General features: G+C 50.7%; 11 protein-coding genes and 1 pseudogene. 6 read left to right on the top strand and 6 right to left on the bottom strand.

Annotated elements, in window-relative coordinates; translation table 11 throughout:
• Positions 1-600, top strand: a 600-nt coding sequence (locus CKL79_RS20650; protein ID WP_141242174.1) for a transposase, incomplete at its 5' end; no start/stop codon positions are given.
• 392 nt (positions 601-992) lie between these two features.
• Here the strand turns inward: CKL79_RS20650 and CKL79_RS20640 are convergent.
• The 6 genes from CKL79_RS20640 to CKL79_RS20615 all read right to left on the bottom strand — a co-directional run bounded on the left by CKL79_RS20640 (position 993) and on the right by CKL79_RS20615 (position 6,949).
• On the bottom strand, positions 993-2,129 hold the full coding sequence (locus CKL79_RS20640; protein ID WP_121971435.1) for an alanine/ornithine racemase family PLP-dependent enzyme: 1,137 nt from the start codon (positions 2,127-2,129) through the stop codon (positions 993-995).
• Positions 2,126-3,259, bottom strand: a complete 1,134-nt coding sequence (locus CKL79_RS20635; RefSeq protein WP_121971434.1) for a DUF1611 domain-containing protein — start codon at positions 3,257-3,259, stop codon at positions 2,126-2,128. Before CKL79_RS20635 ends, CKL79_RS20640 begins: the two co-directional genes overlap by 4 nt.
• A 361-nt stretch (positions 3,260-3,620) precedes the next feature.
• Entirely contained in the window at positions 3,621-5,666 is a 2,046-nt protein-coding gene (locus CKL79_RS20630) for a ribonuclease R family protein (protein WP_121971433.1), read from the bottom strand.
• Between the two features lie 189 nt (positions 5,667-5,855).
• The gene (gene rpsR, locus CKL79_RS20625; RefSeq protein WP_121971432.1) at positions 5,856-6,071 is read right to left on the bottom strand and encodes a 30S ribosomal protein S18; all 216 of its coding nucleotides are present in this window, start codon (positions 6,069-6,071) and stop codon (positions 5,856-5,858) included.
• A 48-nt stretch (positions 6,072-6,119) separates the two neighbouring features.
• The gene (rpmG, locus tag CKL79_RS20620) at positions 6,120-6,308 is read right to left on the bottom strand and encodes a 50S ribosomal protein L33 (RefSeq protein WP_121971431.1); all 189 of its coding nucleotides are present in this window, start codon (positions 6,306-6,308) and stop codon (positions 6,120-6,122) included.
• A 65-nt stretch (positions 6,309-6,373) separates the two neighbouring features.
• Positions 6,374-6,949, bottom strand: a complete 576-nt coding sequence (locus CKL79_RS20615) for a phycobiliprotein lyase (RefSeq protein WP_121971430.1) — start codon at positions 6,947-6,949, stop codon at positions 6,374-6,376.
• A gap of 437 nt (positions 6,950-7,386) precedes the next feature.
• On the opposite strand from CKL79_RS20615, the gene CKL79_RS20610 reads away from it, so the two are divergent.
• The 5 genes and pseudogenes from CKL79_RS20610 to CKL79_RS20590 all read left to right on the top strand — a co-directional run.
• A complete protein-coding gene (locus tag CKL79_RS20610; protein ID WP_346427077.1) occupies positions 7,387-8,724 on the top strand; it encodes a chloride channel protein in 1,338 nt (445 codons plus the stop codon).
• 497 nt (positions 8,725-9,221) lie between these two features.
• A complete protein-coding gene (locus CKL79_RS20605; RefSeq protein WP_141242262.1) occupies positions 9,222-9,887 on the top strand; it encodes a hypothetical protein in 666 nt (221 codons plus the stop codon).
• A 44-nt stretch (positions 9,888-9,931) separates the two neighbouring features.
• Complete coding sequence (locus CKL79_RS20600; protein ID WP_121971428.1) at positions 9,932-10,735, top strand: hypothetical protein; 804 nt, start codon at positions 9,932-9,934, stop codon at positions 10,733-10,735.
• Between the two features lie 80 nt (positions 10,736-10,815).
• Complete coding sequence (locus CKL79_RS20595; RefSeq protein ID WP_121971427.1) at positions 10,816-12,891, top strand: serine hydrolase domain-containing protein; 2,076 nt, start codon at positions 10,816-10,818, stop codon at positions 12,889-12,891.
• 396 nt (positions 12,892-13,287) lie between these two features.
• Positions 13,288-13,653 (top strand): annotated as a pseudogene (locus CKL79_RS20590) (transposase); the annotation flags it as partial.
• Positions 13,654-13,892: the final 239 nt, after the last annotated feature.

The raw sequence follows: 13,892 nt of genomic DNA, 5'->3' as shown, positions 1-13,892 counted from the left end.
TATTTTAGAGAGATGGTGCTAGAGGTTCAATCCTGGGGCCTGAAGCCGTCGTGGGTGACCGGAGACAGTTGGTATTCGAGCCTAGAGAATCTGAAGTTTCTCAGAAACGAGAAAGTGGGTTTTCTATTTGGGGTAGCGAATAATCGGCTGGTCTCGGTAGAGCGTGGAACGTCAGTGCAGATAGGGACTCTAGAGATTACAGCTGATGGCTTGATGGTCTATCTCAAGGCATTTGGCTGGGTCAAAGTGTTTTGTGCGCCGTTCAAAAACGAGCAGCGATATTACATCTTGTATCGACCAGACTTAGAGGCTTTGAAACAGCTCTCACGAGAGACCTTTAAGCAAGTTCATAGTGAGCATTGGCAGATTGAATGTTTTCATAGAGTGATTAAACAGGTGTGTAATATCGAGCGCTTTTATGTGCGAGATGAACAGGCTATTCGTAATCACGTTTTTTGTGCACTACGTGCTTTTTGCAAGCTACAGACGATGTGCATCAAAGGGATCATCAACAACTGCTATGAGATATCGCGTCAGCTATTTGTGCCGGTCATTCGCCAGTTTATTCTAGAAAACGTGGAGGAAACTGCTTTCGCCTAGCATTGTCACACTGTATTTGTCAATGCGTAACTCCTAGATTTTATCAAATTGGGCAGACAGCTCGGCAAACGGCATTGGCCGACCCTATTTGTGATGGAAGGCGGCTACCACGATGAGATCGGAATCAACGTAGCGAACGTTTTGCAGGGGTTTCAGGCAGCTTATAGGGAGGAATATGAGTGGTAGGTAATCGCCCATTAGCGAAAAATGTGGGGAATCTTAAATGAAGTTGTTAAATCAGGATTTCAGGAAAGTAGTTATTCTCGCTGAAAAGACAAATCCGCGGAGACTCTGGTATGGCTATAAAGCTACTCTGACAGAGAAGCCCTCACCTTGTGTGCTTCAGCAACAGCCAGATCAGATTAGCTGTAAATCGTTTGTGCCCCTCTATATCAAGCCTTAGCCGGTAGCCTGAACATAGCCGGTGATGGCACCATCACTGTGTGACGCTGGGGGTCTACAAACTGTTTGCTGATGAAAGGAGAAGTCATCGCCGAGAGCAGCCCGCCGTAGTCAAGGCTAAAGCTCACCTCATCGCCAATCTGAAAACTGTGGTTTTGGCTGTCGAGAATGGTGTGATCGCTGCTAGATCCTAATATTTTTAATCTGTCGTTAGACTTCAGACCGGATGTGAGAATATCCTGCCTGCCTAAGGCAATGATCGCTCGCTGACGGATTCCTCGGTCTTGAATTTCTGGTGCTTGATTTGGAACAGTGCCAAAAGCGTCCTGGCAGCGCTCACCAAACGGCAGCGAAGGCTTTTGCTTAGACTCAATGACTTCGGCAACTAACTGAAAGGCGTGCGTGTGCAACCCTGGAATAGGCTGGCGGTTGACTGTTTCGCAGCCTAGTAGAATAGACTCACCTATCCGCAGGTTGTTGATCTTGCCATTGGTATGGTCGGAGTTATACCACTCATAATTAGCCGAATTTCCGCCGGAAACGACTTCTAAAGTGATATTAAACTCATTTTCAACAATTTCGGTAAGGTCAGACAGCATTCGCATATTTTTGCTGCTGGGCTTTATGCCACCATAGCAAGCCAAGTTGCAGCCAATGCCGATGATTTTTATGTAAGGAATAAGCAGCGCTGTCCTGATAAACTGAACCAGATCACAGGGCATTACCCCTTCGCGCAGGTCGCCTAGCTCCACCATGATAATTACCCGATGGATTTTACGATAGGCTTCTGCATAGTAAGAGAGTCTCTGCAGCGTTTCTATTTCAGTATTGAGGCTGATGTCTGCACTCTCAATAACAGATTCGGCCTGACTTAACGCTGTCCGCAAGAGGACTAACCGAGCCGATATCCCAGCTTTTTTCATTCTTTGAATGTTTTCGATACGGGAGTCGGCAATAAATCTGACGCCGCCCCGAATCATCGCTTCTGCGATCGCCGGTTCTCCCAGTACTGCTTTGGAAACGCCCATGAGAGAAATGCCTTTTCGACTATAGAGATCGCACAACACCTGAGCATTAGCTTGAATTTGAGATAGAGAGATTTCTATTCTCGGCAAAAACAACTTCATTTTTTTGATAGGTCACCCATATTAAGAGACTGTTTGGATTCAGGAGCTATGTCACTCAGTTTCTGGTTCAGGCTGGGAAATCGGTTGGCTATGGCCTGAATCAGCTTCTGGCATCCATAGCTCAATACATCTGTTGTGGGTAGCTGAAGCTGTTGCTCGTAGCGCTCTATGGCGCTGAGAACTTCGCTATTTTGCATGCCTTCATGACTGAGGGCGATCGCGATCACGCTAGCAGAGGAGATGGCTTCAATCAGCTGAATCTCTTGCTCTACGGTGGGCATAGATAGATGGGGAAAATCGCAGCGAAATTTTCTCGCCGGGGGATGCTGTAAAATGACGCCATCGGGCAGACTTCCCTTTAAAATACCCAGAGAACTCATAAAGGCAGGATGGCTAACGGCGCTCTGCCCTTCTACGAAAATAATATCGGGGCTTTCGTTTTCAAAGGCTTGAACAACAGCGTGCTCAATCTCGCCAATGACAAACTGAGAAACGAGAGCGTCGATGGATACCCCGTATCTAGCTCCCTGCATCAGGCTGGTTTGCCCGGTTGCGACCAGCACTGATTTCACGCCGAGTTGATTCAGCGCCTGGTTGAGTTCTATTGCGGTGGTCATTTTGCCGCAGGCGCAGTCTGTGCCTAATAGGGCAACAACAGGAACGTTAACTGTGGCTATTTGGCCGGTGAAGACATGCAGATTCTCTAGCTTTGGCGGTTTTCTGATGTCTCTGATCTGAACGTTGTTGTGAATAGCTGCCTGCGCAAATTCAAGGTCGTCAGAAAAAAATTGATGGAGACCGTTGACAATATCCATCCCTTTTTTCATGGCTTCTAAAATCAGCAGCCTTTCTTCAGGTAGAATGTAAGCGTCTAAGGGTGCTTTTCCGTAGATGTAGCAGTCTGGCACCTCACAGTGGCTAAGGGCATCCTTTAGATCGGCAAAAATGGGAATATTGCGCGCTTGTTCCCCTAAGGCTTCCCCAGCGTCTTGGCCTGCTAGTGAGCTATCAATGACGCCAACAACTGTGTATATTTCAGAGTGGCGAACTAACCCATTGGTGGTTTTTCCGTCTACTAATCCAAACTGTTTTTCACAGTAAACTAGAGCTGTTTTCTTCGCGATCGCCATTCATCACCCCTGTGTGCCTCTTCATGCGTTAGATATCCCAGCCAAATTCTTCTATGTCTTGCGCAGACACAGCACTGCTAAAAAATAAAAATACAATGTGCCTGGATATGACCGCAGCAGCAGGAAAGCTGCCTGTTAGACGTAGCTCTGCTGCGCTTTAATTAGCCCGTTATCAGTTTTTTGGAAAATCATAAGTACGCTGAATTTGTAGCGAAAATCTCAGACCTTAACTGAGTCTTAGCTAGCTCTTCTGTTGATTAATGGTAACATAGATTACTGTTTTGTATGGAGTGGCTCCAGGCAGAGAGCATCAGCTGACCACTGACGGATGCCGTTTAGCTTGGTGATCTGCTGCCATACCTCAAGCAACCGGCGCTTCCTGCTCCACCGATTCTTGCACAGCGACGACTTCTCTAAATCGGATCATCTCCTGACGCGGGTCAGCAGCGCTCAGTTGCACCCTCATCCGCTCGCCTGGAGTGACTGCCCGGTCGAAGCGCATGACCATCTCTAAGCCCAGATCTTCGAAGATAATCAGCCCTAAACCTTCATACTCTCGTAGCCAGGCCGTCATGATGACTTCCCAGGTTTGGCCAGGATTTTGTTCATCTTGCCGTCGCAGATATTCAATCGCCCAGTATTTCTTAGTTTGCCGCTCTACCAGGGTTGCTTCATAAGCCGCATTCGCCACGCTTAAGATGATTTCAGACATTGCGGTCGGCGCAAAAGGTAAGGGCTCGCCTTGTAGATGAGCTTTAATCTGAAAATGGCCCATCAGGTCGGTATAGCGGCGAATGGGTGAGGTGATTTGACTGTAGCTGTCGAGCCCTAACGTAGCGTGACGAGCTGGGGTGAGGCCCATTTCACTGCGGGTCATACAGCGGCGAATGGCCGAGTCACGCACCCAGCCAGCAGAGAGCTGCATGAGCTCTTCTTCGGTGGGGAGTTCGGGTTGGGGCTGGCCCCGGTAAGTGAGCGGAATATCGTGGGTTTGACCGTAGCGAGCGGCGATTTCTCCGGTGAGGATCATCATTTCGGCGACCATGCTGCGAGAGATTGAGGATTCAAACATGTCAATATCAATGCTGTCGCCGCTGACTTTGATAGAGGCTTCGGGCAGCTGAATATTGATGGCTCCCTGAGCTTTACGCCAGGCCAAACGCTGATCGGCTTGAGCGGCGATCGCCAGCAGCTCAGCCTCTGCCTCAATGCCCAACTCCAGCATTTCATTCACATCTTCATAGGTCAGCCGGTAGGTTGGCTTTACCCAGCTCGGCTGAATGCTGTAGTCTTCAATGCTGCCATCTGCTGCTAAAGTCACCCCAAAGCTCAGCGCACAGCAGGTCTCGCCCTGTACCAGGCTCATCGGCCCAGCCGCTAGCTCAAAGGGAAACATCGGAATGGTGCCCGTGGGCAAATACACCGTCGTGCAGCGTCTGCGAGCTTCGCTGTCGAGCAGGTCGTCGGGGGAGAGCCAGCGCGTCGGGTCGGCAATGTGAATCCAGAGTCGCTGTCGCCCGTCGGGGAGCGTCTCGCAGCCTAAGCCGTCGTCGATCTCCCGAGTACTCTCATCGTCAATGGTATATACCTTTAGATGCGTGAGGTCAACGCGGATGGCTTCGGCGGTATCTGGCAGTGGGTCAGAGATGACTCGCGCAACGGCAGTTTCAATCTCCTCAGGGAACTGGGTAGGAATCTGGCGGCGGCGCAGGGCCAGGTTTTCGTGCTGGGTCCAAATGCCCAGATTTACCAGAAGCTGAAAGGTAGCATCGGGCGATTTTTCCTGATTCAGGGCGATGAGCGTTTCTTGGGCAGCCGCTTTTTGGCTGGATTCATCGCCCAGCAAGGCATAGCGTTCTAGCACTTCTAAGCGGGGGCGATCGCTCTTTTCCCAGTCCACTTCCTGACCGGATAGCACTGCCTGAACGCGAGCTAAAAAGCCCTCCCACTCGACCTGCCGCTCAGCTTCGCGGGCCATCTTTAGCTGAAGTTCTTCAATTTGAGCAGCGGGTCTGGGTTCGTAGCGATCGCCCTTCTGCTTAAAGTAGAGTTTGTCTTCGCTCAGCAGCCGATGAGCCGCATAACACAGCGGCGGGCTCTGATCGGAAAATAATAGCTGAGCTAAAGATTCGGGCGTCGCCGATTCTTCCAGCTCAGTCAGTAGCTCCCAGGCAATTTCTAAGCTATCGGGATCAATGTAACCTTCGGCCTCAGCGACAAATCCGTCAATCTCACCCGCACTGTAGGTAGCGCCGCTAACTTCGTAAATCACCTGACGGGGATGAATGGTATGAGACTGACCGCGCTGATCAACCAGCACCCAGTTTTTCTTGCCTTCCGGGCGATCAGCCACCGCTAGCTGAGGGTCGCCTCGCAGCTTGAATTCAACCAGCCTTCCCTTTTCCACTTATCGCTCTGTCCTACTGTTACGGCAAACTAATTACAGCACATTAAATCAGCCCCTTTCAAAGAAAAGCGCTGATCACAAAAAGGCTACCGGCACTCTTACAAGAATATCAAGACAAGAATATCAAGACAAAAGTATCAAGATCTTGCCGAGCGCCGGTAGCGGATGCTTTACAAACGAGTTAAGAGCTTAGCCGTCTTCGTTGACGTAGGGCAGCAGGGCTACAATCCGGGCCCGCTTGATGGCTTTAGTCAGGTCGCGCTGTTGCTTAGCGGTAAGGCCAGAAATGCGGCGGGGCAAAATTTTACCGCGCTCAGTCACGTATTTGCGCAGCAGGTCTACGTCTTTATAATCAATTTTTTCGTCTGGTTGAATGGGTGAAACCCGACGACGGAAGTAAGCCATAATCCTCGATTCTCTCTAGATATTTCTGCGGGGTGTTTTGCAGGTGTTTTACTTAATTTCTTTATGCACGGTGTGCTTATTGCAGTGCGTGCAAAACTTTTTTAGCTCCAGGCGAGCCGTCGTATTGCGACGATTTTTCTCAGTGGTGTAGCGAGAAACCCCGTTAGAACGCTTATCGGGATTGCTTCGGCACTCGGTGCACTCAAGCGTAATTACTAAACGGACGCCTTTAGCCATGATCTCTCAAATTTTTGTCAACGCAGCTTTCAATTATGACACAAGAAGCGCAGAACTTGGGGCAATTACGGCCAGGGATCTAACTTTTGCTCGACACCAAAGCCAACCAGCGCCAGATCTGCTAGGGGCTTGCCTTCGGGAGGGCGTATGTAGTTAAAGATGCGGCGAATACGCATCCGGGGATTGATCAGTGTAATCGAGTCGACTGAGACGATTTTGGTGTAGCGGGTGGTCATCAGCAGTTCGCGCTGGCGGCTGTCAAAGCGAAAGTGCGAAATGATGGGCCGATCTTCTTCATAGGCCCGATCTCTGATGTAGTCGCCTTCTAGCAGGTAGTCGTACTCGGCAGGCTGATCGCTGGGTACAAAGGCCAGGTTGACTGACTGGTCAACGACTTCGCCCTTTTCAGAGACGGTGTGAAAGACCAGATGAAAGCCGGGGCAGCTCTCGATCTGACGGTCGCTGCTGTAGTTATTGTCGGTAAATACTTTGGCTTTTTGCTCATCGGTAAGGGGGAAAACGCCGAAGTTGGTGTGCGATCGCTCTACCGAAGATCGACTCATGTAGTGGTAAGTGCGCTCAGAATCCCAGCTGCCTACGCAGCTATCGAAGAAACTGTAAAAAGTATTAAGGGTTGACATAGCGTTGGGATCATCCTGAATTGAAAAAGCGTTTTAAACCCGTAGCAGCGGTAACATCAATAGCTTACATAGATTTAAGCTTCTCCTGCACCGGCCAGTCAGCAGACTTTACAGTTAGGCTGCTAGCTGCATTCATCGGCGCTAAAGCCACCGGCATTCATGCAGCGATCGCATAGCTGAAATCCGCTCCTGATATTGCGTTGGGCATTTAGTGCCTTACCTTACAAAAAAGCTTGAACGCTCTCTATAAGCTGAGGGAAATCACTCAAACTGTTTGCAAATGCACTGTTTGCAAATGCTCAGTGCCGGCAGCCCACGCATAGGAGAAAAATGCCCCTGTGACTAAAATAGAAAACCTTACAGAAGAGACTGCATCAAGATCGGCGATCGCCCCCTCAGAGTCTTCACTTGACCCCTCCACTAATCATAGTGAAGCCATAGAAAACGACGAAGACAAGCGGCAGCTCACCTACGTGCAGATGATGATGTGCGCAGCGCTAATCGGCATCGTCGGCGGACTGGTGGCTACCCTTTACTACTTCGTGCTCGAAAGCCTCCTGCACGGGGTTTGGCATACCCTGCCCGAATGGGTTACTCCCCACTTCCCAAGCTGGCTACCGACTAGCAACTATGTGTGGATAGCCACGACTATCGGCGGTTTTTGCGTCGGCTTGGTGCTCTACTTTATGGGTCTGCCCGGCGAAATGGCTAAAGTGGTAGACAGCATTCACAACCCCGGTCGCATCGATATTAAGAAGACGCCTGCGATGGTGATCGCTTCACTGGTGGCAATCACCGCTGGCGGCAGCGCTGGCCCAGAAGCGCCCTTAGTCCAGGTGAACGGCAGCTTTGGTAGCTGGCTCGGTGACAAGCTGAAGCTGGACACTCCCTCGGTTCGCATATTCACCTTGTGCGGTATGAGCGCGGCTCTGGGGGCTTTCTTCGGCGCACCTATCGGCGCAGCTTTGTTTGCGTTAGAGATTCCCCATCGGCGCGGCCTGGAATATTACGAAGCGGTAGCCCCGTCAGTGGTGGCTGCCATTCTCTCTTTTGCCACGTTTCGGATCAATACAGGCATTACTATCGGCGGTTTTTACCACTTTGAAGCGATTCCCCAACTGCAGCCGATTAATTTGCTAGAAGGCTTGCTGTTAGGCGCTGTTGGCGCTGCCGTGGCGGTGCTCTTTATCTATATTTTTAGGGTGGTCGGTCAGCTGCTTGCGCCTTTAGAGCACAATCTTGTTTTGCTGGCGACGCTGGGTGGTTTGAGCATTGGCCTGATTGCCTTTGTCTATCCGGAGACGCTCTTTTTTAGTGAAGAACAAATCCACACGGTGATCGAAACGGGCGCAGCTTTAGGCGCAGTCTCGCTGCTGCTGATTGCCTTTGCCAAAATGTTTGCGATTAGCTTTACGCTGCACTCTGGCTTTTTGGGTGGCTTTATTTTTCCGCTGTTCTTTATTGGCGCAAATACGGGTTTGGCGATCGCTCTCCTCATCCCTAGCCTGCACCCGACGGTGGCGATGGTCTGCCTGATGGCGGCTGTTAACGTGGCTGTGACTAAAACACCTGTCAGCACCAGCATTATTCTGAGCGTGCTCTCAGGTACGGCGATGCTGCCGGTGATTGTCATTGCTAGCTTTGTCAGCTTTATCCTAACGAGCAATATTGCCATGATTGGGACACAGCGATCGCGTCAGCCTGCTCCCGCCAAGCAACCGCGCTTCTCACAGGTGAATCCTGCCCAGCAGTTGCTTCAGCAAGTTACGAGCTAGCGTCGTCTTCCAAAGATTTTTAGAACGCACATTAGAACGCATAGAAAACCGCTCAGCTACCGATAGCTTGGGCGGTTTTTTGCAGAGAGTCTAGCACTCTACCCAATGGCAGAACGGGCGATAAGTTATTCTCCATACTTCTATGCCAATTAGCGTGGTTGAGTCCTACTTGTAGCAGATGTTACAAATGCGTGCTTCTTGTAAAAATTAGCGTTAATTGCATCCGATGCATTTCGACGATGATGAGGAGAGGCAAATGACTAAGAAACCTAGCAATATGATCCTAAATGTGGATGTGGTCATTGCTGTAGCAGCTGTTTTTGGACTGTTCGTGTTGGGTAGTTGGTCGCTCTAGTCCCGATCGGGTACTGATGAGGGCAACGTGAGTAAGTCCACTTCAGCAATCTCCGTCAGCGGTAATCTCCGTCAGCGCGGCTAGTCGAGTCCACAGGATGCTAGAGAAAAAAGTTTTTGTTTGAATGAGGAGAAGTGTTTTAATGGCGTTTAATGCTGTATTGAGAAAGCTAAGTGTGACGGGGGCCGTTTGCGGTGGCTTCTGGATGGCGATTTCCCCCTTGGCTAAGCCCGCTGTCGCCCAAACGAGCGGCGACAACTGTCCTGATATTTTCTACCGGGAGCCTTTTACCAGCCGGGTCAGTGCGCCAGACGGCTGCCCGCCAACTGAGTATCAGCAGCTTTTGCGCGGAACCGAGCGGGGTGACTTGGGTGTTGGCGATAGTGACCAAGCTGACACGCTTGAAGAGCTACAGACGACTTCTCCTGCTGTCGTCACGCCAGGCAGTGCAGTCACATCTGCCTCACCCCCTTTACCCGAAGACCGGAGCGATGCGATCGCCATTGTTTCTCCTGTAGATAGCCAGCTAGCGATTTCATTGACGAACGATACTGGTGCGACTATTACCTATGAGGTGGTCGGTGATACCCAAAGGAGAACCCTAATGATGGGCGAATCGGCAATGTTACAGGGTATTCCGCTGCCAGCAACGATCACCGTTGTTCGCCCAGATAATGGCCTGCTCGATATTTCAGCTAGCAGCTCAGAAGTCGGAATGCTGGAGATTTCGCTCATGCCGGAGGCGTCCTTAGATAACACACAGGGCGTTATCCGCATTCGAGAAGACGGTCAGGTATTCGTGAACTAATTCGCAGCTACCGTCATGTTTGTTGTTTATAAAGGTTAAGTAAAATGGTTTTTTCTTTGAAGAGAATGTCTCGTCAGCGACAATTTGTAGCGGGCCTGATGCTGGCTGCTTCTGTCACGGTTGTATCAGCCTGCGCTGAAACGCCATCAGAGACGACCACGACAGAAGAAGCTACGGAGAACGTAGATCAAGAAGAACTCTCTAGTGGGGCTGAAGGCTTGATTGGTCAGCAAGTTTCGATTCGCGGGGAGGTTGCAGAAGTTGACGAATCGTCATTTACTATTGCGGACAACCAGCTCTTTGGTGGAGAAGACATCTTGGTGATTAATACCACTGGTGAACCCTTTATCTTACCCGAGGGAGACAATAGCGAAGTTCAGGTAACAGGTGAGGTACAGCAGCTTGTCACTGCCGACTTTGAACGCGAGTACGGCCTAACCCTTGATCCGACTCTGTATGCAGATTATGAGGATCGCCCGGTTATCGTTGCTAGCTCTCTCGCACTCGCGCCCGATCCAGGCGATCTGACTAGCAATCCTGAGAAGTACTACAACCAGAGAATTGCCGTCCAAGGAGAGATCGAAGATATCCTTTCGCCTACTACCTTTACGCTCGACGAAGAACAGCTATTTGGCGGCGACCTGCTGGTGCTTAGCCAAATGGCATCGCCACAGGCTCAAGGCGGCGAATCGGTCACCGTTACCGGTACGCTAAGACCTTACGTAGCGGCAGACTTCGAGAGAGATTACGAACTGGATTGGGATGCTACGGTCCAGCAGCAAATTGAGGTGGAGTACAGCGAGAAGCCCGTGTTTGTTGCCGATGAGGTCTATCCTTCGGCCATGTAACCGAAGATGTAATCGGCAGCGGTAGGGCGGGGCGACTCACCTACCGCTGCCTTCAGATCTGATCCTACCTTAAGCTTGAAATGCGCCGCCATCTTAAAAGCCGTCGGGCATGGCTGACCAGACTGTGTATGTCGCTGCTAGGCTGTTGCTTAGTTGTGGTGCTGTCGATGGCACCTGCCCTGTCCCGATCTAGCTTTTGGCCAAACAGCCTGAGCGCTGGCCGGTTCGATTGGGATATCGTCCAAGATTCTGGCATCCGATCTCAATTTCTCCCGCCCTCCCCTCCTGTTCCTCCTAAGGCATTGGGATTGGGCGATGCAGATGAATTCGCCAGCTTTGTGGACGGTTTTTTTGAGCAGGTACTGGCCGCAGGAGAGATCCCTGGGGCCAGTATTGCGGTAGTTAAAGAGGGTGAAGTGTTTTTCTCGAAAGGCTATGGTTATGCAAACCTGGCTACGCAGACGCCGGTGAGCGCAGACCGTACTTTGTTTCGGGTGGCTTCTCTCTCAAAGCTGTTTACGGCTACTGCAACCATGCAGCTTTATGAGCAGGGCAAGCTTGACTTAGCTGATGATATTACCCCATATCTCGATTTCCCGATCAACAACCCTTACGATACGCCGGTCAACTTCGCGCACTTGATGACGCACACTGACGGTAGCACTAAGCGGCGTATTGGCCTAGCCGCTCCCACTGCAAAAACGATGCAGCCTTTAGGAGAATATCTGCCTGATCACCTGCCTGCGATTGTGTGTCCACCTGGAAAACTCTATAGCTACTCTAGCCATAGCATTGCACTACTGGGCTATTTGGTTGAGAGGATTAGCGGACTGCCCTTTGCTGACTATATTCAACAGCGTATTTTGCAGCCTCTGGCCATGACGCGCACTACTTTTCTACAGCCGCCACCTGCTGATCTTGCCGATCATTTGGCGGTAGGCTATCAAAAGGTAAACCAGGCATTCGAGCCGGTTCCTTACCTCTATCTCAACATTGCCCCGGCTGCTTCGCTACAGACGACGGCTGCTGATATGGCGCATTTTATGATCGCGCATTTGCAGGCGGGACGCTACCAGCAGCAGCAGGTTTTGCAGCCGGAGACGGCGCAGCTCATGTATCAGACGCACTTTACCCACTATCCGGGCCTGCCGGGAACGGGCTATGGGTTTCGCGATCGCTACACCAACGGCCTGCGCACCATCGGTCATGTGGGCAGTTTACGCGGCTATTCGAGCCTGCTAAATCTGCTGCCAGAGAAAAATATCGGCATTTTCATGGTGTCGAATAACTTCAGCGGCATCCATGAAAACTTTTTGGATCAGTTCTATGATCGCTACTTTCCCAGTCCGCAGGCATCTGCTGTGGCTGGACCGCAGGTCGAAATCGATCCGTCGCGATTTACGGGCAACTACCGCGATTTGGAATATCCTCGGCGCACGATGACTAAGGTGTCAGGGCTGTTTCAACTGCTTCACGTGCGGCCATACGCGGACAACCAGCTAAAAGCCGAAGCCCCGAAGCTACTCTTTCGCACATCGGTCGCAGACAAAACGCTCACACCGCTGCGGTCTAATCTGTTTTTGCAAGCAGACGGGGAAACGCTGACGGCTTTTCAAGCGGGTGAGTCGGGGGCTATGCGCTATGCCTTTAATCTACTATTTCCCAAAATTGGAGCCTACGAGCGAGTGTCCTGGTATGGAACCATCGCTTTTCATCTGTCTCTTCTAGTCTTCTGCGCTGTCTTTTTTGCTACAGCTGCTATGAGTTGGCTAGTTCGCCCGACGGTAAATCAGCTGAGAGGTCAGCTCTCCAAAACTGAGCAAAAAGACGCTTTAACCTTTAAAAACTTGGCCTGGCCTTACGCGGTTGCCGGGCTGGCAGGCTTACTCAACGCTGTCTTTTTGATCGGGCTACCGTTAGCCCTCTGGCTGATTGGCGGCTGGCGGCTGGCCTATGGTGTGCCGCTGTCGATTGTTATCTTGCTGATTATTCCAATTGTAACGGCTGTTTTGGCGATCGCTTTGCTATTTGGGTGGCGGCGCAGCTGGCGGCGGGGCGATATGTTGCAGCGATCGCACTATGGATTGGTGACACTAGCGGCGATCGCCTTCATTCCTTTGCTCAATTACTGGAACCTACTAGGATTTAAGTTCTAATTTAGCCAGCTATTATAGCTTTGGCCCGCATAGTCTGCTAACTCCTAAAAAACAACATCAGCAGACCGCCCCCATAGAGCAGCACAATCAGAAAGCTCTCGCAGCCGATATTGCCGATACCGTGCTTTTCGCAACCAGACGTTGGCAGATTGTTGGGGACATGTTGTTAGGTCTGCAGCGGGCATTGGAATTTACTCGATTAGTTCGTCCAACAACTGCAAAAGAAAGCTCGAAGAATGTCACAAAGCTAGCGCAAACCTCAAAACCTGTTTTGTAGAAGCTGCTCAAAGAGAACAAGTCATCAATTTGGGGTGGGTCTGAAACCCCGGACCTCAGTCCGCCACTATCCGGGCTTTACTTTTACTAATCTCACACTAAAGGCATTATAATGTGAGAATGACGCAACAAGCTTTCAAATACCGCTTCTACCCAACGACTGAGCAAGAAAACTTGCTGAGGCGTACTTTGGGTTGTTCGCGTCTGGTCTACAATCGAGCGTTAGCCGCAAGGTCTGAAGCTTGGTATGAAAGGCAGGAACGGATTGGCTATAAAGAAAGCTCTGCGTTGCTTACTGAATGGAAGAAAGAGCCTGAGCTTGACTTCCTGAAAGAAGTTAGCTGCGTTCCTCTTCAGCAGGGGCTGAGACACCTTCAAGGTGCCTTTGCTAATTTCTGGGCAGGGCGGGCCAAATATCCGAACTTCAAAAAGAAGCGGAACGGCGGCAGCGCTGAGTTTACCAAGTCGGCTTTTAAGTACAGAGACGCAGCCCTCTAAAGGTCATTCCAAGGCTGCTTAATAATTTCTGTAACCCTTTCTATAGGGAGCTTTGGCTTATCAGTCCCGAAAACGCCAATCGTTAAGTTGGTTAAAGCAAGCGTGCCACCGCCCTGCTAGCGGTTGAATGATGGAGAGGTAGCCGCACAAAAGCAGGTCAATTCAACGATGATTTTGGCAGAAGTATTTGAACGTTTCGTCAGCGAAAGTCCGCTAACGGTGATGTT

The sequence above is a fragment of the Leptolyngbya sp. BC1307 genome (genome assembly GCF_002286735.1).
GTDB lineage: Bacteria > Cyanobacteriota > Cyanobacteriia > Phormidesmidales > Phormidesmidaceae > Phormidesmis.
The sequence above is the reverse complement of the archived record's forward strand: the minus strand, read 5'-3'. Positions and strand labels throughout refer to the sequence as shown.

Coding starts and splice junctions, on each gene's coding strand:
- rpmG (WP_121971431.1), bottom strand. CDS start 6,308: ATGGCTAAAGGCGTCCGTTTAGTAATTACGCTTGAGTGCACCGAGTGC.
- CKL79_RS20600 (WP_121971428.1), top strand. CDS start 9,932: ATGGTTTTTTCTTTGAAGAGAATGTCTCGTCAGCGACAATTTGTAGCG.
- CKL79_RS20640 (WP_121971435.1), bottom strand. CDS start 2,129: ATGAAGTTGTTTTTGCCGAGAATAGAAATCTCTCTATCTCAAATTCAA.
- rpsR (WP_121971432.1), bottom strand. CDS start 6,071: ATGGCTTACTTCCGTCGTCGGGTTTCACCCATTCAACCAGACGAAAAA.
- CKL79_RS20615 (WP_121971430.1), bottom strand. CDS start 6,949: ATGTCAACCCTTAATACTTTTTACAGTTTCTTCGATAGCTGCGTAGGC.
- CKL79_RS20635 (WP_121971434.1), bottom strand. CDS start 3,259: ATGGCGATCGCGAAGAAAACAGCTCTAGTTTACTGTGAAAAACAGTTT.
- CKL79_RS20605 (WP_141242262.1), top strand. CDS start 9,222: ATGGCGTTTAATGCTGTATTGAGAAAGCTAAGTGTGACGGGGGCCGTT.
- CKL79_RS20595 (WP_121971427.1), top strand. CDS start 10,816: ATGCGCCGCCATCTTAAAAGCCGTCGGGCATGGCTGACCAGACTGTGT.